This window comes from [Pseudomonas] carboxydohydrogena, from assembly GCF_029030725.1.
Classification (GTDB): Bacteria; Pseudomonadota; Alphaproteobacteria; order Rhizobiales; family Xanthobacteraceae; genus Afipia; species Afipia carboxydohydrogena.
In genome coordinates this window covers 1,002,389-1,027,641 of sequence record NZ_CP113162.1, presented here as the reverse complement: position 1 = coordinate 1,027,641, position 25,253 = coordinate 1,002,389, and the positions used below count along the sequence as shown (strand labels likewise).

20 protein-coding genes and 1 other RNA gene are annotated in these 25,253 nt (G+C 64.6%); 3 read left to right on the top strand and 18 right to left on the bottom strand.

Annotated elements, in window-relative coordinates; all coding sequences use genetic code 11:
* Positions 1–7: 7 nt before the first annotated feature.
* From recN to AFIC_RS04865, 7 genes are all read right to left on the bottom strand, one after another.
* The gene (gene recN / locus AFIC_RS04895; RefSeq protein WP_275248033.1) at positions 8–1,687 is read right to left on the bottom strand and encodes a DNA repair protein RecN; all 1,680 of its coding nucleotides are present in this window, start codon (positions 1,685–1,687) and stop codon (positions 8–10) included.
* A gap of 12 nt (positions 1,688–1,699) precedes the next feature.
* Positions 1,700–2,593, bottom strand: coding sequence for an outer membrane protein assembly factor BamD (locus tag AFIC_RS04890; protein ID WP_275248032.1), 894 nt, complete (start codon positions 2,591–2,593; stop codon positions 1,700–1,702).
* Between the two features lie 225 nt (positions 2,594–2,818).
* Entirely contained in the window at positions 2,819–3,790 is a 972-nt protein-coding gene (gene lpxC, locus AFIC_RS04885; RefSeq protein ID WP_275248031.1) for a UDP-3-O-acyl-N-acetylglucosamine deacetylase, read from the bottom strand.
* Positions 3,791–4,160: 370 nt separating this feature from the next.
* Complete coding sequence (gene ftsZ / locus AFIC_RS04880) at positions 4,161–5,924, bottom strand: cell division protein FtsZ (protein WP_275248030.1); 1,764 nt, start codon at positions 5,922–5,924, stop codon at positions 4,161–4,163.
* An 80-nt stretch (positions 5,925–6,004) separates the two neighbouring features.
* Positions 6,005–7,327 carry a cell division protein FtsA gene (ftsA, locus tag AFIC_RS04875; protein WP_275248029.1) on the bottom strand — a complete coding sequence of 441 codons (1,323 nt, stop codon included), beginning with the start codon at positions 7,325–7,327 and terminating at the stop codon, positions 6,005–6,007.
* Complete coding sequence (locus tag AFIC_RS04870; protein ID WP_275248028.1) at positions 7,324–8,298, bottom strand: cell division protein FtsQ/DivIB; 975 nt, start codon at positions 8,296–8,298, stop codon at positions 7,324–7,326. Before AFIC_RS04870 ends, ftsA begins: the two co-directional genes overlap by 4 nt.
* On the bottom strand, positions 8,265–9,191 hold the full coding sequence (locus AFIC_RS04865) for a D-alanine--D-alanine ligase (RefSeq protein ID WP_275248027.1): 927 nt from the start codon (positions 9,189–9,191) through the stop codon (positions 8,265–8,267). Before AFIC_RS04865 ends, AFIC_RS04870 begins: the two co-directional genes overlap by 34 nt.
* 163 nt (positions 9,192–9,354) lie before the next feature.
* Between AFIC_RS04865 and AFIC_RS04860 the strand changes: the two genes are divergently transcribed.
* Positions 9,355–10,128, top strand: a complete 774-nt coding sequence (locus AFIC_RS04860) for a bestrophin-like domain (protein WP_275248026.1) — start codon at positions 9,355–9,357, stop codon at positions 10,126–10,128.
* 8 nt (positions 10,129–10,136) lie between these two features.
* On the opposite strand, the gene murB is transcribed toward AFIC_RS04860, so the two are convergent.
* The 11 genes from murB to rsmH all read right to left on the bottom strand — a co-directional run bounded on the left by murB (position 10,137) and on the right by rsmH (position 23,482).
* A complete protein-coding gene (gene murB, locus AFIC_RS04855; protein WP_275248025.1) occupies positions 10,137–11,054 on the bottom strand; it encodes a UDP-N-acetylmuramate dehydrogenase in 918 nt (305 codons plus the stop codon).
* Complete coding sequence (murC, locus tag AFIC_RS04850) at positions 11,051–12,457, bottom strand: UDP-N-acetylmuramate--L-alanine ligase (protein WP_275248024.1); 1,407 nt, start codon at positions 12,455–12,457, stop codon at positions 11,051–11,053. Before murC ends, murB begins: the two co-directional genes overlap by 4 nt.
* Before the next feature lie 76 nt (positions 12,458–12,533).
* Entirely contained in the window at positions 12,534–13,637 is a 1,104-nt protein-coding gene (gene murG / locus AFIC_RS04845; RefSeq protein WP_275248023.1) for an undecaprenyldiphospho-muramoylpentapeptide beta-N-acetylglucosaminyltransferase, read from the bottom strand.
* Positions 13,638–13,659: 22 nt separating this feature from the next.
* Positions 13,660–14,811: a putative lipid II flippase FtsW gene (gene ftsW / locus AFIC_RS04840; RefSeq protein ID WP_275248022.1), complete on the bottom strand. Its 1,152-nt coding sequence runs from the start codon at positions 14,809–14,811 to the stop codon at positions 13,660–13,662.
* A 77-nt stretch (positions 14,812–14,888) separates the two neighbouring features.
* Positions 14,889–16,286 carry a UDP-N-acetylmuramoyl-L-alanine--D-glutamate ligase gene (murD, locus tag AFIC_RS04835; RefSeq protein ID WP_275248021.1) on the bottom strand — a complete coding sequence of 466 codons (1,398 nt, stop codon included), beginning with the start codon at positions 16,284–16,286 and terminating at the stop codon, positions 14,889–14,891.
* A 4-nt stretch (positions 16,287–16,290) separates the two neighbouring features.
* Entirely contained in the window at positions 16,291–17,376 is a 1,086-nt protein-coding gene (gene mraY / locus AFIC_RS04830; protein WP_275248020.1) for a phospho-N-acetylmuramoyl-pentapeptide-transferase, read from the bottom strand.
* Between the two features lie 9 nt (positions 17,377–17,385).
* Entirely contained in the window at positions 17,386–18,822 is a 1,437-nt protein-coding gene (locus tag AFIC_RS04825; protein ID WP_275248019.1) for a UDP-N-acetylmuramoylalanyl-D-glutamyl-2,6-diaminopimelate--D-alanyl-D-alanine ligase, read from the bottom strand.
* Complete coding sequence (locus AFIC_RS04820) at positions 18,819–20,261, bottom strand: UDP-N-acetylmuramoyl-L-alanyl-D-glutamate--2,6-diaminopimelate ligase (RefSeq protein ID WP_275248018.1); 1,443 nt, start codon at positions 20,259–20,261, stop codon at positions 18,819–18,821. Before AFIC_RS04820 ends, AFIC_RS04825 begins: the two co-directional genes overlap by 4 nt.
* 76 nt (positions 20,262–20,337) lie before the next feature.
* Complete coding sequence (locus AFIC_RS04815; RefSeq protein WP_275248017.1) at positions 20,338–22,077, bottom strand: peptidoglycan D,D-transpeptidase FtsI family protein; 1,740 nt, start codon at positions 22,075–22,077, stop codon at positions 20,338–20,340.
* Positions 22,074–22,484, bottom strand: coding sequence for a cell division protein FtsL (gene ftsL / locus AFIC_RS04810; protein WP_275248016.1), 411 nt, complete (start codon positions 22,482–22,484; stop codon positions 22,074–22,076). Before ftsL ends, AFIC_RS04815 begins: the two co-directional genes overlap by 4 nt.
* A complete protein-coding gene (gene rsmH / locus AFIC_RS04805) occupies positions 22,481–23,482 on the bottom strand; it encodes a 16S rRNA (cytosine(1402)-N(4))-methyltransferase RsmH (RefSeq protein WP_275248015.1) in 1,002 nt (333 codons plus the stop codon). Before rsmH ends, ftsL begins: the two co-directional genes overlap by 4 nt.
* A 478-nt stretch (positions 23,483–23,960) precedes the next feature.
* On the opposite strand from rsmH, the gene AFIC_RS04800 reads away from it, so the two are divergent.
* On the top strand, positions 23,961–24,734 hold the full coding sequence (locus AFIC_RS04800; protein WP_275248014.1) for an N-acetylmuramoyl-L-alanine amidase: 774 nt from the start codon (positions 23,961–23,963) through the stop codon (positions 24,732–24,734).
* An 84-nt stretch (positions 24,735–24,818) separates the two neighbouring features.
* Positions 24,819–25,243: RNase P RNA component class A (gene rnpB, locus AFIC_RS04795), an RNA gene on the top strand.
* Positions 25,244–25,253 lie beyond the last annotated feature (10 nt).

Sequence of the window (25,253 nt, the reverse complement as noted above, 5' to 3'; positions counted from 1 at the left end):
GCAGCCATCACGCCGTCGCGGCTTTAAGCAACTGCTCCGCCGCCGCGCGGGCCTCGCGCGTGATCTCCGCACCCGCCAGCATGCGGGCGATCTCCTCGCGGCGATGTTCCTTCACCAGCGGAGCCACGCGGGTGGCCACACGCTTACCCTTGTCGAGCGCCTCCTTGGAAATCAGGAGATGCTGGTCCGCGCGCGCGGCGACTTGCGGCGCGTGCGTCACCGCCATCACCTGCACCTTTTCCGCCAGCCGCGCGAGCCGCGCGCCGATGGCATCCGCCACCGCGCCGCCAACGCCGGTGTCGATTTCGTCGAACACGAGCGTCGGCGCGGAGCCGCGATCCGACAGCACCACTTTCAGCGCCAGCAGGAAGCGCGACAACTCGCCACCCGACGCGACCTTCATCAGCGGCCCGGGCTTGGTGCCGGGATTGGTTTGCACCCAGAACTGCACACGATCGAAGCCCTGCGGCCCCGGCGATTGTGGTTCGCTCTCGATCTGGGTCGAGAATTTCGCGCGCTCCAGTTTTAGCGGCGCAAGCTCGGCGTTGACGGCCTTGTTCAGCTTCTCCGCCGCCTTGATGCGCGCAGCCGACAACTTCTTCGCGGCCTCAAGATAGGCGGCATCCGCCGCGCTCGCTGTCTTCTCCAGAACTTTCAGCCTGTCCGCGCCCGCGTCGATCAAACCGACATCGGCCTTGAACTTCTCCGCCAGCGCGGCAAGGTCATCCACCGGCGTGGAATATTTGCGTGACGCCGCGCGCAGCGCGAACAGCCGTTCCTCGATCCGCTCCAGCTCAGCAGGGTCGTAGTCGGCGGCATGGATCGCTGCGTTCAGATTCTGCTCGGCGTCGGCGAGCGAATTCAGCGCAGCGTCCATCGCCTTGACGGCATCTTCGACGAGCTTCGGCGCGCTGGCCACCCGGCGCTCCAGCCGCCGCACAGCCGCCGCCAATGACGTCACCGGCGATTGCGGTCCTGCGACGGCAGCGAGCGCGTCGCGCAAATCCTCGGAAATCTTTTCGCCCTGCATCATCGCGGTGCGGCGCTCGGCAAGACGGGTCTCCTCGCCCTCCTGCGGCGCGAGCTTCATCAATTCCTCGGACGCGTGGCGCAAATAGTCCGCATCGCGTGCGGCGCGCTCCATCCCGGCGCGATGCTCTTCGAGCGTATCGCGCGCGGCGCGGCGCGCCTCCCACAGCGACTCGACATTGCCGACGCTCTCATCGAGCCCGGCGAAGGCATCGAGCAAACGGCGGTGCGTCGCCACATCGACCAGCGCGCGTTCGTCGTGCTGGCCGTGGATCTCGACCAGCGTCGCGCCGATGGCTTTCAGCGTCTGGATGCTGACGGGCTGATCGTTGAGGAAACCGCGCGTGCGGCCGTCCGCGAGCTGCACGCGGCGCAGGATCATCTCGCCCGATTCCGGATCGTCGAATCCGTTCTCGCGCAGGATCGCGAAGGCCGGGTGCTTCTTCGGCAGGTCGAAGGCCGCCGTCACCTGGCCTTGCTCCGCGCCATGGCGCACGAGGCTGGCGTCACCGCGCCCGCCGAGCGCCAGCGCGAAGGCATCGAGAAGAATGGATTTGCCCGCGCCGGTTTCGCCGGTCAGCACGGCAAGCCCCTTGGCGAAGTCGATATCGAGCCGCTCGATCAGGACGATGTCGCGGATCGAAAGGCGGGCCAGCATTGCGATGAAATCCTATCCGAGGCCGAACTTCTTGAAGGCCCTGCTGATGTAGGAGCCCTTGTTTTCCTGAGGCTCGACGCCGCCCGACTTTACAAGATTGTAGGCGTCTTTGTACCAGCGGCTGTCCGGAAAGTTGTGGCCAAGCACGGCGGCGGCGGTCTGCGCCTCGCTGACCACGCCGATCGCCATATAGGCTTCCGTCAGGCGCGCCAGCGCTTCCTCGACGTGGCGGGTGGTCTGGTACTGCGTCACCACCACCTTGAAGCGGTTGATCGCGCCGGTGTAGTCGCGCTTGTCCATGTAATAGCGGCCGATGGTCATCTCGCGGCCGGCGAGCTGGTCGCGCGCGCCCTCGATCTTCTTCTTGGCGGTGGTCGCATATTCCGAGTTCGGATATTTGCGAATCACCTCTTCCAGCGCGGCGATGGCCTTTTCGGTGCGGCCCTGATCGCGGCTGACATCGGGAATCTGGTCGTAGTTCGACACCGCCACGAGATATTGCGCGTAGGCCGCATCCGGGCTGCCGGGATGCAGGCTGATGTAGCGGTTGGCGTTGGCGATGCACTCGTCGTAATCGCCGGCCTGATAGGAGGCATAGGCCGACATCAGCAGCGACTTGCGCGCCCAGTCCGAATACGGGTGCTGGCGGTCGACCTCTTCGAATTTCTTGATGGCGCCCTTGCGGTCGCTCTTTTCGTTCAGCAGAAACAGGCCCTCGTTGTAGAGCTTGTCGGCGGGCTGATCGACGAACGTCTCGTCCTTGGCGAAATACTTGTCCCACAAATTGCCGGTGCCGCAGCCGCCAAGGGGTGCCGCGAGCACGATCACGCCCACGGCAAAGCAAAACCGGCGACCCAGCCGGTCGAAAAAGGGCCGCTTGGGCGAATGGCGCAAAGGCGTCGTCATGTGTTTCGCAAGACCTGAATAAATCGACCGGAACGAAGACTGACCGGCGCGGCCGGAACCCCTTAAGCCTGCATTCCCGCCGGCCTATGTAGCTGAAATCGTATTCCCGACCAACCGGATAGGGAGACATTTCGCCCGCATTAAGGCGGTTCTCACAGGGTCCCAAGCGGTTTGTAAGGGCGGTTTGGAGAAGCTGCCTGCGCCCGAAGGCTCAGGACGGGCGCATCAGGAAACGTCGGGCGCGAAGGCCGGCGCGACCATGCCGCCGCCAAGCATGCTACCGACAGCATCGGACGCGGTCGCGCGGGCACGGCGTGCCGCCACCGGCTCGGCCTCGACCACCCGCCAGGCATGGCGATCGGCCATCAGAGCCGTCAGAACCGCATGGTTGAGCTTGTGGCCGCCACGAACCGAGCGATACAGGCCGATCAGGGGCAGGCCCGAAAGCGCCAGATCGCCGATCACGTCCAGCACCTTGTGGCGGACGCATTCGTCGGCGTAGCGCAGACCTTCGGCGTTGAGGAGGCGATCCTCGTCGAACACCACGGAATTGTCGAAGGAGGCCCCGAGTGCATAACCGGCCTTCCAGAGCTTGGCCACGTCCTTCATGCAGCCGAAGGTACGGGCGCGCGCGATGTCGCGGCGGAAGGCATCCGGCGTCAGATCGAAATTGTAGGCCTGACGGCCGATCAGCGGATTGGCGAAATCGATCTCGACCTCGGCGCGGAAACCGTTCGCGTAGGGCCGCAACTCACCGAACGACTCGCCGAGCGTCACCTGAATCGGCTTCAAAACCTCGATGAAACGGGACGGAGCGGACTGCTCGACGATGCCCGCACGGTCAATCGCCGCGACGAATGCCGCGGCGCTGCCATCCATGATCGGAATTTCTGGACCATCGACTTCGATGGTGGCGTTGTCCACGCCCATGCCGCGCAGGGCGGCGAGCACATGCTCGGCGGTGGACACCACGGCGCCGGCCTTGTCGCCCAGCACGGTCGCGAAAGCGGTGGCGGACACGGATGCAGCCTGTGCGCGAACCTTACGTTCGGTGCCGTCAGCTTCCGTGCGAATAAAAACAAAACCGGCATCGACGCCCGCCGGACCAAGAACCAGATTGACGGGAGCGCCCGAGTGAACGCCGACGCCCGTCATTGAGACGTGCGAACGGAGCGTCTTTTGCCGGCTGAATTTCATCCCCGCCTTACCTAACTAACCGACTTGGGACACCCGAAGGCGAGACCAAAATCCCCGCAGGTCTCGATTTCGCAGCCGAAGGCTGACCAGTGATTCCCGAAGTCCCCCAAAACGTAGATGGACCTTACCCATTGGAGCGGGCAGCGCCACTCACGGTTGTTTACCGATTGTTACCCCAAAGGCGCCGCATCTGACGCGCGATCCTGCCACAATTGATTTGGCGGACCCAAATTAAAATCGTCTCCGATCACATGTTATTCCCATTGTAAATCAAAAGGTTGTGAGGCGGCCATTGCCCTACCCCGCCCCCTCAAAAGAAAATGCCCCGGCGTCAAGCCGGGGCATTCGCAGATACAGATTGTTACAGCGATCAGTTGGCCTGACGCCGCAGAAACGCCGGGATATCCAGGTGGTCGTCCATGGAGGCGGGAGCGGCCGGAGCCGGACGGCCATGCTGGTCGAGCCCCTGGGGCGCCGGGCGGCGTCCGTACTCGGACACCGGCTCACCCATGTTCGCCGGATTCGGGCGCTGCGGCTTGCGCTCGGGCATAGGCGGCATCTGCGGCATGGCCGGGCCGGACGCGCGAGCCGCGATCGGAGCTTCATGCTCCTCGTCGCGGCGGCCGAGGCCGACATTGGCGAGGCGCTGTAGCAGAGACGTCCGGGTCTTCTGCGGATGCTCCTCCTTCATGTCGCCACGAGCCTTGCGGATCTCGTTCTGGGCCGGCATCGGCAGTTCATCGAAATTCGGCATGCGCGGCGCACGCAGCGGCACCCGTTCGGCCGACGGCGGAATGAACGCCGCCGCTGGTGCCGGCTCGTTCAGCTCCATCGGCTCTTCCCTTTCGGGAAACAGCGAAGGCTTCGGCGGGATCGGGCGGATGCTGACATCGCCATAGGACGCAGCCGCAGGCGCGGCGGGCGGCGCAGGCGACACGGCTTCGGCGATCGCGGCGAGCGCGGCGCGGTCGATCTGCTCGGCCGTCGGGCGGCCGATCGGTGCGGGAGCCGCAACCGGAGCAGCCGCAGTTTCGATCTTCTGCATCCGCTCGGCGACGCGCAGGTTGTCGGCGCGCAGGCGGGCGGTGAGTTCGGCGAGACGGTTTTCCGGGTTGCCGGTCGAGGCCGCAGACGCCGGAGCAGCGGCAGGCACCGCCTTGGTCGCAGTTTCCTTGTCGATGCCGGTAGCCACAACCGACACGCGGATCAGGCCGTCGAGCGCCTCGTCGAACGTGGCGCCGACGATGATGTTGGCGTCGGCATCGACTTCCTCGCGAATACGGGTCGCGGCTTCGTCGACTTCGAACAGCGTGAGGTCCTTGCCGCCGGTGATCGAGACCAGAAGGCCGCGCGCGCCCCTCATCGAGGAATCGTCGATCAGCGGGTTGGCGATCGCGGCTTCGGCGGCGGCCAGCGCGCGCTTCTCGCCGGTCGATTCGCCGGTGCCCATCATGGCCTTGCCCATCTCCTTCATCACCGCGCGGACGTCGGCGAAATCGAGATTGATGAGACCTTCCTTGACCATCAGGTCGGTGATGCAGGCGACGCCCGAATACAGCACCTGGTCGGCCATCGCGAAGGCGTCGGCGAAGGTGGTTTTTTCGTTGGCGACCCGGAACAGGTTCTGGTTCGGAATGATGAGGAGCGTGTCCACCACCTTCTGCAACTCGATGATGCCCTGCTCGGCCGTGCGCATGCGGCGCTGGCCTTCGAAGTGGAACGGCTTGGTGACGACGCCGACGGTAAGGATGCCCATCTCGCGCGCGGTCGCCGCGATCACCGGAGCAGCGCCGGTGCCGGTGCCGCCGCCCATGCCGGCGGTGACGAACACCATGTTCGCGCCCGACAGGTGATCCTTGATCTCATCGATCACTTCCTGCGCCGCGGCCGCGCCGACATCCGGCTGCGAACCCGCGCCGAGACCCTGCGTCACCTGCGTGCCCATCTGCACGAGGCGTTCGGCCTTCGACATCGTCAGCGCCTGAGCGTCGGTGTTGGCGACGACGAAATCGACACCCTCGAGGCCGGCCGTGATCATGTTGTTGACGGCGTTGCCGCCCGCGCCGCCGACGCCGAACACGGTGATTCGCGGCTTCAGCTCGCGAATGTCGGGTTTTTGAAGATTGATGGTCATGGTTGCCTCTCGTTACGCGTGCGCGCTGTCACTTCGGCGCAGCGCCGAAGACGTTGATGGAAGGAAGTCGTTCGGTGTCATCAGAAGCCCTCGCGAAGCCATCGTCCGACCTTTCCGAAATAACCATTGGTCCCTGTCATGAGGTGCCGCGTGTGCCGCGGTTCGATGTATTCGAGTTGTGCGAATTGCGGATAAACCAGCAGTCCCGCCGGCACCGCGAACGATGCGCTCTTGGCCTCGCCCGGCACCTTGCCGAAACCGAGGGGGCGGCCGATGCGGACGGGGCGGCCGAGGATGCGGCTCGCGAGATCGGGAAGGCCGGTCAGTTGCGACGCGCCGCCGGTCAGCACGATCTGGGCGCGCGGTTCGCCTGCAAACGGGGACTGGGCCAGCCGGTCGCGGACCATCTCGAAAATCTCCTCGACCCGCTGCTTGACGATGTTCGCGATCGTCGCACGGGTGACAATCTGCGGCGCATCGCGCTCGTAGTCGTCCGCAGCCGGAACACTCAGCGTCTCGCGCGCATCGACGCCACCGGTCAACACCGTGCCATATAACGTCTTGATTCGCTCGGCATCCGCAATGCAGACCCCCAGCCCGCGCGCCAGATCCATGGTGACGTGCTGACCGCCGAGCGCGAAGCCGGACGCATGCACGAACTGGCCGCCGGAATAGGTAGCGATGGTTGTCGTACCCGCGCCCATATCGACCACCGCGGCGCCGAGATCGGCCTCGTCATCGGTCAGCACGGCCAGACCCGCGACGTAGGGCGCGGCGGCGATAGCCTCGACATTGAGATGGCAACGCTCGACGACGAGCATCAGGTTGCGCGCCGCCGAGACGTCGGCGGTCACGACATTCATATCGACGCCGAAATGACGGGCCACCATGCCGCGCGGATCGCGCACGCCCCTCACCCCGTCGAGCGAATAACCCACCGGCAGGGTATGGAGAACCGTCCGTCCCTCCCCGGTCGCGTGATGCATCCCGGCGCAGACGATCCGGTCGATATCCGATTGCGTGACCGCGCCCTGGCGCAATTCCGCGGCCGCTTCCATCAACTGTCCGCTGAGGCGGCCCGACGACATCGACAGCAGAACCGATTCGACGCGAACCCGCGCCATCCGCTCCGCAAGCGCGACCGCATGACGGACCGCATGCTCGCATTCGTTGAGGTCGGACACCGCGCCGGCCTTGATGCCGCGTGACTGGATATGGCTCATGCCGATCAGTTCGATCGCATGGGTGCGGCCGCGCAGCGTCTCGCTCGGCGTGCAGGGCTTCAGCCGCGCGATCAGGCAGGCGATCTTGCTCGATCCGATGTCGAGGGCTGCCACCAGCGCCGTCTTGTTCGGCGGCATCTGGCGCGTCTTCGGAGTCTGGCCATGATCGAAGCCGGTCATGCGTCACCTGCCTTGCGCTTCGGCTTGCTGGCGGCAATCGCGTCCGCGCGGGCCTTGGCGGCATCTTCCGACAGCCGCACCGTCACCCGGTCGGGCAGGCGCAGGTCGATGGAGGTGATGTCGCGGGAGAGCAGTTGCTCGTCGCTGTCGAGCTTGACCAGCGTGGCGAGCGCCGCCTCGGTGCCGGTCTCCGGCAGCCGCACGTCCATACCGTTGGTCAGGCGCAGGTTCCAGCGCCGGTCGCCGACGAGAATGATGGCGCGGGTCTGACTGCGAATGCTGGGGTAATTCGCCAAGAGGCCGAGGAACGCATGGGCACGCTCCTGCGCGCCCTCGCCCACCACCAGCGGCAGACGATTGAAACGGTTGGCGACATAGGGCTCAAGCACGGTGCCATCTTCCGCGATCACGGAGAGACGGCCCTCCTGTTGCCACAGCGCGTAGGGTTTGCGCTCGGTGATGTCGATCTGGAGGCGACCGGGGTAGAGCTTCTGCACGGTCGCGTCCGCGATCCACGGATCGCCCTTCAGGCGGTCGCGCACCGTCGCGGCATCGAGGAACAGCAGCGAGGAGCGGCCATTGACGCCGCCGACCGCGAGAATCTCGTCCTGGGTCAATTGCTTGCGGCCGGAAATAGCCACTGAGGTGATACGGAAACCGACGGCATTGGCGAGCGCGTTGCGGGTATCCTGAAACGCCGTGACGACATTGTCGGCATGGCCGCCCTTGACGGCGCCGAACAGGCCCGCGCCGACCAGCAGGAGCACGGTCGCCGCAACGCCGAGGCCGCGCGGCAGGCGTTGCTCGAGTTTCGCGAAAAAGCCGTCGGGATTGTCCTCGCGCTCCGGTTCGAACACGTAGCGGCGCGTCGACACCGTGGCGTTACGGGACGGGACAACAGCCTTCCGGGCCGGGGCAGAACGCGCTTGCGTCTGTCTCACCGATCGAGAGAGGCGTCCTCCACCATCCATTGAACCAACTCGTCAAATGCAACGCCCGCATATCCTGCAAGCTCTGGAACAAGTGACGTCTCGGTCATGCCGGGCTGGGTGTTCACCTCGAGACAGACGAGTCCCCCCGTCCCCTCGATGCGATCGTCGTAGCGGAAGTCCGCACGGCTCACACCCCGGCAGCCAAGCGACACATGCGCGGCCAGCGTCAACCTTCGGACTTCCTGGTAAACAAAGGGTAAAATAGGTGCGGGCAGAACGTGTTTTGATGCGCCTTTTGAATACTTTGCCTCGTAATCATAGAATTTTAGCAGAGGAACAATTTCCGTGACCTCGCTGGCCTCGCCCTTGATGACGGCGCAGGTCAATTCACGCCCGGCGACGTATTTTTCCACAAGCAGGCGCTCGCCATGGGTCCAGTCGTCCCGGAACAGCTCCTGCGGCGGGTGGGCGTGGTCCTCGGTGACGATGAACACGCCGACGCTGGAGCCGTCCGCGACCGGCTTGATGACGTAAGGCGGCTCCATGGGATGCGCCTTCGCGATCTCCGCCCGCGACAACGTCAATCCTTCCGCCACCGGCACGCCCGCCGTCGCCATCACCGTCTTGGCGAGATCCTTCTGCATGGCGAGCGACGACGCCAGCACGCCGGAATGGGTGTAGGGAATCCCGATCGTCTCCAGCACGCCCTGAATGCTGCCGTCTTCGCCGGGCCGGCCATGCAGCGCCATGAAGGCGACATCCGGCTTCAGCGCGTCAAGCACGGTGGCGATGTCGCGCTGCACGTCGACGCGCGTCACGCGGTATCCCCTGCTTTCAAGCGCCGCGGCGCAAGCCGCGCCCGATCGCAACGAGACTTCCCGCTCCGAGGACCATCCGCCCATCAGGACGGCGACGTGTTTGGATGCAGCCATTGTCACTCCTTGATCGCCCCTCACTACGCTGATTTGCGGAAGCGACCAAGGGGCGGGAACAGACGCGAGGGGTTCGCGCGCCCGCATTCTGCATGTAGATTCAAGCTATTCGATTCCATCTTGCGACCTGCGCTTCACAATTACCCCGGCACCGGCTTCCAACATGATCAGAGCCTGGCTCGAACTGCCGCCGATAGGCATTTTCCTGACGCTGACCGCGCTGTATTTCGGCATGGTCATCGTGCTGCGCATCCTGTTTTTCTGCCCGCCGTTCCGCCGCCCGATGCAATCGCTGAACGGCATCGTGGCTCCGTTCTTCAACGCCTCCGCGATCCTGTTCGCCCTGCTCGCAGGTTTCCTCGCCAACGACATCACCGACCGCAGCCGGCAGGCTTACCGGGCCGTGCAGGCCGAGGCAGGCGAGCTGCGCAATGTCCATACGTTGAGCGTCGCTGCACTCGCCGACATGGCGGCCATCCGCGAGGCGTTGAAAGCCTATGCCACATCCGTGACCACCGACGAATGGCCCGCGATGGAGGAAGGCCACGGCTCATCGCGCACCTCGGCTGCCTATGACGAATTGCTGCGCAAGATCAGCGATCCGAGCATCGCGAAATCGTCAGGCAACGCGGTTCATGCCGCGCTTCTGAACGCGGCGGTGCACGCGGGCAATGCGCGCACCGAACGCCTCGCGATCGCCTCCGACCACACCAACGATCTGAAATGGATCGTTGTCATCGCACTCGGCCTGATTACGGAAATCTCGATCGCGCTGGTTCATCTCGACCGGCCGCGCGCCATGACGGCCGCCCTCATCGTGTTCGCGAGCGCTGCCGTCATCACGCTCAGCCTCGTGGCGTTTCAGGAATACCCGTTCTACGGCGCATTCCGTCTCTCGCCCGCGCCGATCGAGGCGATCCGCGCACTGAACGGATGAGAAAAAAACTACGGAACGCCGATCCGTTTGATTTCCCAATGCAGATCGATGCCGGACTGCGCTTTGACGCGCTCGCGCACCGTCTCGCCCAGCGTCTCGATGTCATGCGCCGTCGCATCGCCGGTATTGATGAGGAAATTGCAGTGCATCTCCGAGACCTGCGCGCCGCCGACGCGGAAACCGCGCATGCCCGCCGCGTCGATCAATTTCCATGAACTGTGACCCGGCGGGTTCTTGAAAGTGGAGCCGCCTGTTTTTTCGCGGATCGGCTGCGCAGTTTCGCGATGCTGCTGCACCTCGTTCATCCGCGCCCGGATTTTCTCGGGCTCCGTCACGATGCCGCGATACAACGCCGAGGTAAAAATGACCGACGGATCGACGCCATGGCTGCGATAGACGAATTTCATCTCCGCGTTGCTGAACGTCACCTTCTCGCCACTGCGCGTGACTCCGTGCGCCTCGACAAGCACATCCTTCGTCTCACCGCCGTTCGCGCCAGCGTTCATGCGTAGCGCGCCGCCGATTGACCCCGGAATGCCGAAATAGAACTCAAGCCCGCCGATGTTGGCCACTGCGGCCGCTTCCGCCACACGCTTGTCGAGCGCTGCGGTGCCCGCGCGCACCGTATCGCCTTCCGCCACGACCGCACCGAAACCGCGCGGCGACAGACGGATGACGACACCCTCGACGCCGCCATCGCGCACGATCAGGTTCGAGCCGACACCGATGACGTAGACCGGGGTCTCCTTCGGCAGCTTCGAGAGAAAATAAGCGAGGTCGTCCTCGTCAGCGGGCGTGAACAGAATCTGCGCCGGTCCGCCGACGCGAAACCATGTCAGCGGCCCCAGCAGTTCATTCGCAAGCACCCGTCCGCGCAATTGCGGCATCGCAGCTTTCAGATCGGCGCTGATATCGGGAAAGCTCACTTGTCCAGCGCCTTCAATTCGTCCGGCAACGCATAAGCCCATTGCGTGATGCTGCCCGCACCGAGACAGACGACGAAATCGCCCGGCTGCGCGATGCGGCGGACGATGGAGGCCAGTTGCGATGCGCCCTCCAGCGGAATCACCTCGCGATGGCCGTGCGCGCGCAGGCCGAGCACGAAGGAATCCCGATCGATGCCGGGGATCGGCGCTTCGCCCGCCGGATAGACATCGGCGACGATCACCATGTCCGCATCGTTGAAGCAGGTGCAGAATTCCTCGAACAGCGATTGCAGCCGCGTGAAGCGATGCGGCTGCACCACGGCGATCACCCGGCCCCTGGTGGAATCGCGCGCGGCCTTCAGTACCGCCGCGATTTCCACCGGATGATGGCCGTAATCGTCGATGACGGTGACGCCGTTCCATTCGCCGGTGCGCGTGAAGCGCCGCTTGACGCCGCCAAAGCCCGCCAGCGCCTTGCGGATGGCCTCATCCGACATGCCGACCTCGTGCGCGACCGCGATCGCCGCCGTCGCATTGAGCGCGTTGTGACGCCCCGGCATCGGCAGCACCAGATCGGAAATGACATGCGCCGCTTCCGTCTTGCGATGGCGGATCTCGACCTTGAACTTCGAGCCGCCCGTGAACGGTTGCAGATCGGCGAGCCGCGCATCGGCCTGCGGATTCTCGCCATAGGTGATGATGCGGCGATCCTCGATGCGGCCGACCAGCGCCTGCACCACGGGATGATCGATGCACATCACCGCGAAACCGTAAAACGGCACGCCTTCCACGAAATGCCGGAACGCTTCCTGCACCGCCTCGAACGTCTTGAAATGATCGAGATGCTCGGGGTCGACATTGGTGACGATGGCGACATCGACCGGCAGTTTCAGGAACGTGCCGTCGCTCTCGTCGGCTTCGACCACCATCCACTCGCCTTCGCCGAGCCGCGCATTGGTGCCGTAGGCATTGATGATGCCGCCATTGATGACGGTTGGATCGAGATTGCCCGCATCCAGCAGCGTCGCAACCATCGAGGTCGTGGTGGTCTTGCCATGGGTTCCGGCAATGGCGATGCAGCTTTTCAGCCGCATCAGTTCGGCCAACATTTCCGCGCGGCGCACCACGGGAATGCGCTGCGCGCGCGCTGCCATCAGCTCCGGATTGTCACGCTTGATCGCGGTGGAGACGACCAGCACGTCCGCGCCGTTGACGTTCTCCGCCTTGTGGCCGACCGAAACCTTGATGCCCTTGTCGCGCAGGCGCACGACGTTGGCGTTCTCGGCGGCGTCGGAGCCCTGCACGGTGTAACCGAGATTGCACAGCACCTCGGCGATGCCGCTCATGCCGATACCGCCGATACCGACGAAGTGAATGGGTCCGATTTCGCGCGGCAGTCTCATGCAAATATCCTTGTCATACCCTCTTGGATGCCTCGCTTCGGCGGTCCCTGACAAGGGCTAAATCAGTCTCAAGACGCTAGATTCCGGCGACTTTCACGACCAGATCGGCCAAGGCGTCGGCGGCATCGAGCCGCCCCGCCCTGCGGGCATTCGCGGCCATCTCGGCCAACCGCTGCGGCTCGGCCGCAAGCGCGGAAATCTCCGACGCCAGCCGATGCGGCGTGAATTCGGATTGCGGAATCCGGATCGCGCCGCCCGCATCCACCAGCACGCCCGCATTGGCGAACTGATCCTGATCGATGGCACCCGGCAGAGGTACCAATATCGAGGGCCGCCCGATCGCGGCGAGTTCGGCCACCGTGCCCGCACCCGAGCGCGACACCACGAGGTGACTTGCGGCCAGCCGCGCCGGAAGGTCGCTGAAAAACGGGGCCAGTTCGGTTTGAATCTTCAGGCGCTCATAGACAGCGCGGACACGCGCCATGTCTTCATCGCGTACCTGCTGGATCAGCGACAGCCTGTTCCACAGCGCGGGCTCCAGTTGTTCGATGGCGGCCGGCACGATGTCCGACATCACGCGCGCACCCTGGCTGCCACCGACGACGAGCAGGCGAAACGGCCCCGCCGTCTCCGGCGCCTTGAACGGAACGGCAGCAGCCGCGAGGATGTTCGAGCGCATCGGCGTGCCGGTTGTCGTCGCCTTGGAGGCGAGCGCGGGATCGCGATCCAGCACGCCGGGCAGCGAGGTCGCAATCGCATTGACACGCGACGACAACAGCCGGTTGGCGCGGCCGAGCACCGCGTTGGAATCGTGAATGAGGGACGGCACGCCGAGCAGCTTCGCCGCCATCAAGGGCGGCAGCGTCGGATAACCGCCGAAGCCCACCACGGCGGCGGGCTTCAGTCTGCGGATCAACAGCCCGGCTTTCGCCGCACCCGCCGACAGCATCGCCATCGTGCGCGCGAGCGACAGCGGATTGCGCCCGCGCAGGGTTTCGCTCGGCACCACGTCGATCATATCGCTGGAAAACAGGCCGCTGTAGCGCACGGCGCGGTCGTCGGTGACGAGCCGCACGCGATAGCCGCGCTTCATCAGCACGGCACCCAGCGCCTCGGCGGGAAACAGATGCCCGCCGGTACCGCCAGCCGCCAACAATATCAGGGGAGCGTCCGTCATCACGCCATCATATCATATCGTGCGCTCAGGCGTAGGCGCGCACCGCATTGGCCGCACCCAGCGAATCCATCTCGACGCTCGGCCGCTGCCGCGTCAGCGCCAGCAGCATGCCGATGCCGTAGGCCAGCGACACCATCGACGAACCGCCGTAGGAGATAAAGGGCAGCGTCATGCCCTTGGCGGGCATCAGATGCAGGTTCACAGCCATGTTGATGCAGGCCTGCGTGCCGAACATGATGGCGAGACCCGAGGCCGCAAAGCGCGTGAACAGATCCTCGCTTGCATAGGCGCGCGACAGCGAACGCAGCACGATGAAGGCGAACAATGCCAGCAGCGCGAGGCACAGCACGATGCCGAATTCTTCCGCACCGACCGCGAACACGAAGTCGGTATGGCTGTCAGGCAAGAGACGCTTCACGGTGCCCTCGCCCGGCCCCTGCCCGAACCAGCCGCCCTGCATGAAGGAATCCGCGGCAAGATCGACCTGGAAAGTGTCGCCGGATGCCGGGTTCATGAATCGCTGAATGCGCGCGGCGACATGCGGCACCGTGAGATAGGCCGTGAACAAACCGACCGACGATATGCCGACAAGACCAAGTACCCAGACCATCCGCATGCCCGCGATGAAGAACAGCGAACCCCAGACGATCAGCACCAGCATGGTCTGGCCGAAATCCGGCTCAAGCACCAGCAGCGTCACCAGCATGCCGAGCAGAACCAGCGCCATCGAGGTCGCCGGCATTTCCGGCCGCCGCGTCGATTCCGCGAACAGCCACGACACCACCACGACGAACGCGGGCTTGGCTGCTTCGGATGCCTGAATGTTGACGCCGATGATGGTGATCCAGCGCCGTGCCCCCTTCACCTCCGGGCCGAACAGCAGCGTCGCCACGATCAGCACCATGCTGATCGCCAGCACGATCAGGGCGCTGCGGCGGACATGCTTCGGCGACAGGAACGATGTCCCGATCATCACGACAATCGAGGGCACCAGAAACAGGACATGACGATTGAAGAAATGAAACGCATCGAGGCCGATGCGGGTCGCGACCGGCGGGCTCGCCGCCAGCGACAGGATCACGCCCGCCAGGATCAACGCCATGATCGCCGCCAGCAACAGCTTGTCGACGGTCCACCACCACTCGCTCAGCGGCGTGCGTTGTTCGCGTGACATCATGGCGGCAGTCCCCGGGCGGTTATCCGCCATTGGTCGCCGATCATGGTTTCGGGAGGGTTAACGAGATGTGAAAACTTTTACGGCTTGACCGGCGCGATGCCCGAAAGCGCCATCACCAACTTGCGGAAATGATCGCCCCGCACCTCGAAATTCGGGAACTGGTCGAACGAGGCGCAGGCCGGCGACAGCAGCACCACAGCCTGCCCGCCCGCCGCTTCCGCATCACGCGCCGCATGCGGCACGGCTTCATCCAGCGTGCCGGAGATTTCCTGCGGCACGCCTTCGAGGGTCTTGGAAAACTCCTGCGCCGCCTCGCCGATCAGGTAAGCCTTGCGGATGCGCGGAAAAAACTCACGCAGCGATTCAATGCCGCCGCTTTTCGGCTTGCCGCCCGCGATCCAGTAGATGTCGTTGAAGGACGACAGCGCGCGTCCCGCCGCATCGGCATTGGTACCCTTGGAGTCGTTGACGAACAGCACGTCGCCCTTGCGCCCGACCTGCTCCATGCGGTGCGCGAGGCCGGGAAAGCTGCGCAGCCCCCGCTGCATCACGTCGAACGGCACGCCGAGCGCAAGCGCGGCGCTCGCGGCACAGGCCGCGTTCTGCGCATTGTGCCTTCCGCGCAATGAGCCGATGCCGTGCAGATCGGCGAGCTTCGCCATACCACCAGCCGCGCCGCGCACGATGGTTTCACCCTCGAGAAACACGCCGTCCTCCAGCCTGCGCTGCACCGAGACGGTGACGACATGCTTGCCCGCAAGCTCCGTATTGCGCGCCGCCTTGGCGCTGAAATCATCATCCACGCCGATAATCGCGGTGCCCCCGCGCTGTACGCCGACAACAAGACGCTCCTTCACCTCGGCATAGTTCTCGATGCTGCCGTGGCGATCGATGTGATCTTCGGTGACATTGAGCAGAATGCCGACGCTCGGATCGAGCGATGGCGTGAGATCGATCTGGTAGGACGACATCTCGATGACGTGCACACGCCGCGCGGCGGGCGGTTCCAGCGACAGGATCGCGGTGCCGATATTGCCGCCCATCTGCACGTCGAAACCCGCCTCGCGCATCAGATGCGCCGTCAATGCCGTGGTGGTGGATTTGCCGTTGGTGCCGGTGATGGCGACGAACGGCGCGCTCGGCGCATGCCGCCGACGCTCGCGGCAGAACAACTCAACATCGCCGATGACTTCGACGCCAGCCTTGTGCGCCATCTCGACGGTCCAATGCGGAGCGGGATGAGTCAGTGGCACGCCGGGCGTGAGAATGAGTGCGGCGAAATTTTCCCATGACACGCTGCGCAGATCGGCGGTGATGAAGCCCGCCTTCGCGGCCTGCGCCAACCGCTCGGCGCTGTCATCGCCCGCGACAACTTCCGCACCGCCCGCCTTCAACGCATGGCAACTGGCAAGACCCGAGCCGCCGAGCCCGAACACGGCGACAGTCTGCCCCTCGAAACAGGTAACGGGAATCATGAGTTCACCGCAGCTTCAGCGTGGACAGGCCGGCCAGCGCCAGCATCACCGCAATGATCCAGAACCGGATCACGATCTGCGGCTCGGTCCAGCCCTTCTGCTCGTAATGATGATGGATCGGAGCCATGCGGAAGATACGCTTGCCGGTCAGCTTGAAGGACGCCACCTGCACGATCACCGACAGCGCCTCGAACACGAACAGCCCGCCGATCACCGCGAGCACGATCTCATGCTTCACCGCGACCGCGATGCTGCCGATCATGCCGCCGAGCGCAAGCGAACCGGTGTCGCCCATGAAGATCGAGGCCGGCGGCGCGTTGAACCAGAGGAAGCCGAGACCGGCACCGAGCACCGCGCCGCACAGCACCGCGAGTTCGCCGGTGCCCGCGACGTAGCGAATTTGCAGATATTCGGAGAACACCGCGTTGCCGACGAGATAGGAGATCATGCCGAAGCTCGCCGCCGCGATCATCACCGGCACAATGGCGAGACCATCGAGGCCATCGGTGAGGTTCACGGCGTTGCCCGCGCCGACGATGATGAAGCCGCCGAAGATCACATAGAACCAGCCGAGGTTGATAGCGAAGTCCTTGACGAAGGGAATGCCGAGCTGGGTCACGGCAGAATCGCGCGCCGACCAGACAATCGCCGCGCAGGCGAGCAGCGCGATCAGCCCTTCCACCGCAAGCCGCAAGCGGCCGGAAAACCCGGCATGGGTCTGCTTGGTGACTTTCAGATAGTCGTCATAAAAGCCCACGAAGCCGAAGCCTAGCGTGACCATCAGCACCACCCACACATAGGGGTTGCGCAGGTTTGCCCACAGCAATGTCGCGACGACAAGACCGGAGAGGATCATCAGCCCGCCCATGGTCGGCGTGCCCTTCTTGGTGACGAGGTGCGTCGGGGGGCCATCGACACGGATCGGCTGGCCCTTGCCCTGTGCGAGGCGCAGATGATCGATGATCCAGGGTCCGAACATGAATACGAACAACGCGCCGGTCACCATCGCGCCGCCGGTGCGGAAGGTGATGTAGCGAAAGACATTGATGCCCGGAATCGTACCCGCGAGATCGGTCAACCAATAAAACATGCAAGCCGCCTATACTGTAAGATCGTCAGCATCCACGCCGCTCGGAAAATTCTTCTCGAGCGCGGTCACAATCAGTTTCATGCGCGAGCCGAGCGATCCCTTGACCATGATCGCGTCGCCCGCGCGAATTCCCGCGACGAGCTGCGATTCGAGCTTCGCCGAGTCTTCGGCATAGCCCCCCTTTTTCGCCGAGGGAAGAGAATCCCACAAGGCATGCATCAAAGGCCCGCAACAATAGACCAAATCTACCTTGTTGGCCGCGACGGGCGCGGCGAGGCCCGCGTGCAATTCCGCACCCTTCGGACCCAACTCCAGCATGTCGCCCAGCACCGCGATCCGGCGGCCTCGCGGGCCGATCCCGGTCTGACCCAGCACGCTCATGGCCGCCGTCATCGAAGCCGGATTGGCATTGTAGCTTTCGTCGATCAGCGTCACCGCCCCGCCCGGAAGTTCGAGCGTCTGGCGGACGCCCCGTCCCGCGGCGGGCCGGAATTCCGACAGCGCGAGCGCCGACAGCGCGAGATCGGCCCCAGCCAGTGTGGCCGCCGCGAGCACCGCGAGCGAATTCATCGCCATGTGCCGGCCCGGCACGCCGACCTTATACGTCACATCATGATCGAGCAGATCGGCATGGACGGCGGAACACTCGCCATGAAGCGCAACGTCAAGCAGGCGCGCATCTGCTTTCGCATTCTCCCCGAACGTCACGATACGGGAGACGCCACCGGCCTTCGCCTTGTCCCGCAGGCGCGCAAACTGCGGATTGTCGATATTGAGAATGGCGACACCATCCGGCTCAAGTCCGGTGAAGATTTCCGCCTTGGCATCGGCAATCGCCTCGATGCCGGAAAAGAATTCGAGATGCACCGGCTCCACCGTGGTGATGATCGCCAGATGCGGGCGCACCAGTTTCACCAGCGGCTCGATTTCGCCCGCATGGTTCATGCCGATCTCGAAGACCGCGAACTGCGCGCTCGACGGACAACGCGCCAGCGACAGCGGCACGCCCCAGTGATTGTTGAAGGACGCAGCCGAGGTGTGAGTTTCGCCCTGCGTCTGCAACACCGTGCGCAGCGCCTCCTTGGTCGAGGTCTTGCCGACCGAACCGGTGACGGCGACGATCTTCGCATGCGAGCGCGCACGCGACGCCTTCGCCAGATCGGCAAGGCCCGCCAGCACGTCCGGCACTACCAGCAGCGGCAGACCATCCGCGAATTTGTCGCGATGCGATTGCCCGACCACGGCAACGCCGCCACCGTTCTTCAGCGCCGCCTCGACAAAGGCGTGGCCGTCATGCACGTCGCCCAGAATCGCGAAATACGCCTCGCCCGGCGCGATGGTGCGGCTGTCGATAGAGATGCCGGTCACGCCTTCCGGCAGCGGGCCGCTACGCTCCGCCTTCATCGCCTCCGCCATCGCGGCAATCGTCCAGAGCTGTCCGGTCATGCGGCATGCTCCGCGAGCGCGGCCAACGCCGCTTCGTGATCGCTGAACGGCAACACTTTATCTCCCACGATCTGCCCGGTCTCGTGACCCTTGCCCGCGATCAGCAACACGTCACCCGGTTGAAGCGAGGCTACAGCGGAGCGGATCGCTTCCGCCCGGTCGCCGATTTCCTTCGCGCCCTTTGCCGCCGCCAGAATTTCGGCACGGATCGCGGCGGGCTTTTCGCTGCGCGGATTGTCGTCGGTGACGATCACCGCATCGGCATATTGCGTGGCGATGGCGCCCATCAACGGCCGCTTGCCCGCGTCGCGGTCGCCGCCCGCGCCGAACACCACGACAAGACGACCTTTCGCGTAAGGCCGCAGCGCCTCGAGCGCCTTCATCAGCGCGTCGGGCTTGTGCGCGTAATCAACGAACACCGGCGCGTCGTTTCGCTCGCCTATCAATTCGAGCCGCCCTTTCGCGCCTTCGAGCTTTCCCAGCGCCGCGAAGATTCTCGCAGCATCGCCGCCCGTGGCGATCACCAACCCCGCCGCAACCAGCGCATTCTCGATCTGGAATTCGCCGACCAGCGGCAGGCGCAACCGATACGCCTGCCCGCGATGTTCGACTGTCATTATCTGCGCGAAGCCGTCGATCGCGGTCTCGACGAGCCGGATGCTTTCGCCGCGCCGCCCGACAGTCATCACATCGAGCCTGCGTGCACGCGCAGCCGCGATCACGGCGGCGGAATGTTCATGGTCGGCGGCGATTACCGCGGGCGCGCCCTCACGACTCAATTCCGTGAACAACCGCATCTTGGCCGCGAGGTAATGTTCGACGGTCGGATGATAGTCCATATGGTCGCGCGACAGGTTCGTGAAAGCCGCCGCCGCGATCCGCACGCCGTCGAGCCGGTGCTGGTCGAGACCGTGCGAGGATGCCTCCAGCGCGAGATGCGTCACGCCATCGCCCGCCAGTTCATCGAGGGCGCGATGCAGCGCCACAGGATCGGGCGTCGTCAGCGAGCCGTAGACGTTGCGGTGGCGCGAGACGATGCCGATGGTGCCGAGGCTTGCCGCATCATAACCGAGGCTGTCCCACAATTGCCGCGTGAACGCCGCGACCGAGGTCTTGCCGCTGGTGCCGGTGACCGCTGCGATGGTTCGCGGCTGACGCGGATAAAAGGCGGCGGCGGCCAGCGCCAGCGCCCGGCGCGGATTTGACGTAACGATGACAGGCACGGCGGCGGAATGCGCGTGATCCGCCACGATCGCGACGGCTCCAGCCTCAACGGCCGCATCGATAAAGCGTGCGCCATCGGTCTTGCTGCCGCCGAGTGCGAAAAATACATCGCCCGGCCCCACGGCGCGGCTGTCCACGGCCAGTCCCGCCACCGCAAGCTCACTTGTTTGCTGGTCGAAAGCGGCATCACCGCTGAAAAGTTCGCGTAGTTTCATGGGATCCTGGTGGTCCGAAGGTCGCGGATGTCCAAATCCACTCCCCTAGCCAAAGGCGGGCGGCAACCCGTTGCGCTTACCGATTCTCCCTCGATGTCGCAAGAATAAGGCGCTCGGACGGCGGCAAATCGAAGCGCGGCTTGATACCCAGAAGCGGCGCGATCCGCGCGATCACCTTGCCACCGGTCGGCACGGCGTTCCAGCCCGAAGTAATGAACCCATGGGTTTCGGGCAGCGCCTGCGGCTCATCCAGCATCACAAGCAACTGATATTGCGGATTATCGGCGGGCATGATCGCCGTGAAGGCGTTCAGCACCTTCTTCTTGGCATAGCGGCCGTTGATGACCTTCTCGGCGGTGCCGGTCTTGCCGCCGATATAATAGCCCGGCACGTCCGCCTTGCGGGCGGTTCCGACCTCGGCGTTCAGCCGCATCAGGAAACGCATCTTGTCGCTGGTTTCCGGCTTGATGACGCGCCTGGCGAGCTTCATCGCGTCAGCCTGGGTGCGCTTGAGGAAAGTCGGCGGAATGAGATAACCGCCGTTCACCAGCGCGTCGATGCCCATCACCGCCTGCAAAGGCGCGACCGCGATGCCGTGACCGAAAGCGATGGTCACGGTATTCAATTCGCCCCAGTGCCGCGGCAGGATCGGCGAGGCGCTTTCCGGCAGTTCGGTGCGCAGCCGCGTCAACTGTCCCATCTTGGCGAGAAACGCCTTGTGCGCCTCGATGCCCTGCGACAGCGCGATGCGCGCCGCGCCGATGTTGGAGGAATAGGTGAAGACCTCCTTGGTGTTGATCGCGCGGCCGAGCGGATGATCGTCATGAATCCGGAAGCGGCCATATTGCAGCGGGGCACGCACGTCCCACATCGAATTCAGCGTGGTCTTGCCGGAATCCAGCGCCATCGCCAGCGTGAACGCCTTGAAGGTCGAACCCATTTCATAAACGCCGGTGGTCAGGCGGTTGATCCGGTCGGGATCGTTGGCTTCCTTCGGGTTGTTCGGATCGAAATCCGGCAGCGACACCATCGCGACGATTTCGCCGGTATGAACATTGCTGACGATGCCGGAGGCCGCCTTGGCGTGGAATTTCTCCTTGGCCTTCACCAGTTCGTCGCGCAGCGCGTGCTCGACACGCAGATCGACAGCCAATTCGATCGGCTCTTGCTGGCGGTCGGTGGCGAAGCCCGCCCGATGCAGATCGGCGAGGCCGTTGCCATCGAGCCACTTCTCCATGCCGGCGATGCCCTGATTGTCGATGTTCACAAGACCGATCAGGTGGGAGACGTCGCGGCCGGTCGGATAGACGCGCTTGTTCTCGCGCAGGAAGCCCACGCCCGGCAGGCCGAGCTTGAACACGTCCCGCTGCTGCTTCGGCGTCAGTTCGCGCTTGAGCCAGACGAAGCCCTTGCGCGACGACAGCCGGTCGCGCACTTCGCCGGGATCGAGATCGGGCAGCGTCGCCGTCAGAAGCTCGATGGCCTCATCCTTGTCGATGAGCTTGCGCGGTTCGGCATAAAGCGAGGCCGCCTTGATGTCGGTCGCGAGGATTTCGCCGTTGCGGTCCAGAATATCGGGTCGCGCGGTCGCGACCGCGTCCTGCGCGCCGCCACGGCGTCCATTATGGGTGTCGCCCATCACGCCGTACATCACGAGCCGCAGCGCAATGACCGCAAAGACCGCCGAGAACGCCAGCATCGCAAGTCCGACGCGCGCGCGCGCCTTGGCGGCGCGGTCGACATTGCCATACAGCAATTTGCGGATCAGCCGCTGGCGCAGCGGCTCGGCCGGGGTCACGGAAACGCCGTCGCTCATTGCGCGCCTCCCGTGGCTGCGGATGAAGACGGCGCCGGTGCGGGCGCAGGGATCGAGCCTGTCGCTTCATCCGGACTGACGACATCGATCATCGCGCCGATCGGATCGGGATCGTTCGGCTTGATGTAGCTCGGCGGGCGCGGCGGCAGGTTCTTCAGGGAGTCAAACTGGTTGGCCTCGATCGGCCGAAGCTGGAGGTGACGCTCCACCAGCCCCTGCAATCGCGCGGGCGACGACAGCTTGGCCCATTCCGCACGTAGCGCCGCGATCTTGTTGCGCTCCTCGCGAATATCGGCACGCAGCCGCAGCACGCGCTCGGTGCGCACGGTCGAGTCCATCTTGATGCGATAGACATAGGCCGCCGAGATCACCAGCGCGCAAATGACGAGGAAATGGATGACCCTCAAGACCGCCCCCCCTTCATCACCGAGCGCAGGGTCGGCCAGTCGAACGTCGTATCCTCATGATGCGAGGGATTGGCGGTGCGCTGCGCCGCGCGCAGCTTCGCGGAGCGGGCGCGCGGATTGGCCGCCGTCTCGTTGTCGTTGGCGACCACCGGCCGCTTGGTCAAAATCTCGAAGCTCGGCGCGGCCTGCTCGACTTCCGGCAAATGGCGCGAACCGCCGCCCTGCTTGGCGCGGGCAGCGAGGAAGTTCTTGACGATGCGATCTTCCAGCGAATGGAACGACACCACCACCAGCCTGCCGCCCGGCTTGAGCGCGCGCTCGGAGGCATGCAGCGCGGTCTGCAATTCATCCAGTTCCTCGTTGACGAAAATCCGCAGCGCCTGAAACGTGCGGGTCGCAGGATGAATCTCGTTCGGGCGCGCCCGCACGACGCTCGACACGATGTCGGCCAGCACCTTGGTGGTGACGATCGGATTTTCCTGCCGCGCCTTGACGATGGCGCGCGCCACGGCGCGGGAGTGCCGTTCCTCGCCGAAGATGTAGATGATGTTGGCAAGATCCTTTTCCGAGGCCACCGCGACCACGTCGGCGGCACTCGCGCCGTCCTGCCCCATGCGCATGTCGAGCGGCCCGTCATGGCGGAACGAAAAGCCACGCTCCGCCCGGTCGAGCTGCATCGACGACACGCCGATGTCCATCACGATGCCGTCGACCTGCGGCGCTCCTTCCGCCGCGCAGACCTCGGCGAGATTGGAAAACCGGTCCTGCACCACCGTCAGGCGGCCTTCCGCGCGTTCGACCAGATCGAACGCCTCGGCCACCGCGGTGCGGTCACGGTCGATGCCGATGACACGGGTGCCTGCGGCTTCGAGAATGCGTTTGCTGTAGCCGCCCGCGCCGAAGGTCGCGTCCACATAAACGCCACCATCACGCGGCGCGAGGAACTCGACCGCCTCGCGGCCGAGAACGGAGATGTGGCGGGAAGAGGCCGTGCTCATGCCGCGCTCCTCACCGGATTCCGATCGTCCCCTGCCCGATAACGATTCCGCCTTCCGCCCGTTTCCACGCGCGCGCGCAATGCCCCGCCTGCCGGAAATCCGCGGCGCAGCGTCGTCATGAGCGGAGTTCCGTCTGTATGGCGAGAGTCGGCCATGGGTAAGCGCACCGGGGGAACCGCGATTGGGCACAAATCGGGCGCGGTTCTTCACCCTTCAGTAGCGGTAATTATCGTTAAGGAATGGTTGATGAGCGCCATAACGGCCTTCAATCGGGCGTTCGCCGCTCTCCGGCTCGGGTGTGGATAAACGGAACCCAAAGATTGCACCTCGTGTTCCGGGAGCGCGATACTGACGGTGCCGCTGAATGCGTCGCGGTCCTGCCTCGTTTGGTTGTCACATGTCGTTTGAGTCGTTCGCATCTGCTGGATTCGCCGCACGCCGCGAACGGTTGGCATCCCCCCTTGGGTCGCAAGACGATATGGTGAGCTTTACTCCGGATTCGTCCGTCGTCTTCGACGTACGGCCGTCCCCGAACTTCAATGACCGCAAGGGCGGACGCCAACCCGATATGATCGTGCTGCACTACACGGGCATGTCCGATGCTTCGAGCGCGCTGAAGCGGTTGTGCACCGCCGGCACCGAAGTCTCAGCGCATTATGTCGTGATGGAAGACGGCAACATTATCCAGTGCGTCCGGGAGTCCCACCGCGCCTGGCATGCGGGCACGGCGTCATGGGATGGCGACAGCGATGTCAATTCCGCCTCGATCGGCATCGAGATCGTCAATCCCGGCCATGATCTGGGCTATCCGGACTTCCCCTTACGCCAGGTCGCGGCGGTGATCGCGCTGTGCAAGGGCATCATGCTGCGGCGGAAATTGCCAAGGCATCGCGTGCTGGCGCACTCCGATGTGTCACCTGCACGCAAGAAAGACCCCGGCGAGAAATTTCCATGGCGGCTGCTGGCCGATTCCGGCGTCGGCCACTGGGTCGAGCCAACCCCGCTCACGCACAGCGATCGCAAGTTTCTGGGAACCACCAGCGACGAGATCATGGCGTTGCAGCGCGCACTGGTTCGTTACGGCTACCCTGTCCTGCCGAGCGGTCAGTATGACGGCGTGACGATGGACGCGGTGGCGGCATTCCAGCGCCATTTCCGCCCCGAGCGCATCGACGGCATCGCGGACCAGTCGACGCTGACGACGTTGCAGAACCTGCTCGAAACCCTGCCGGACGCCTCGCCGGTCGCCTGAGGTCTTTGCGCGGCCTTAACCTCGCCTGTCACGCAATCCGTACGCGGCTTGACGCCGGTAGCCGAAACCGCCATGTGGTCAGCGTCAGTCGGCCGGACGGCCGCTCTTGCAGGATCGAAAGGTCGCAAGGGAGGAAAGTCCGGGCTCCATCGACATACGGTGCCGGATAACGTCCGGCGAAGGCGACTTCAGGGAAAGTGCCACAGAGAACGAACCGCCCCGCCTCCGCAAGGAGCGCGCGGTAAGGGTGAAAAGGTGCGGTAAGAGCGCACCGCGTTTCCGGCAACGGCAACGGCATGGCAAACCCCACCGGGAGCAAGACCGAATAGGGATGGCATAGCGGACAGTTCGTCCTTGGACGATAACTCCGCGGGGCCGTGTCGGGCCCGCCATCCGGGTAGGTTGCCAGAGGCGCGGAGCAATCCGCGTCCCAGAGGAATGGCCGTCACGTCTGCGTGGTGCAAACCATGCAGGCCCTACAGAACCCGGCTTACAGGCTGGCTGACATCCGCATCGCGC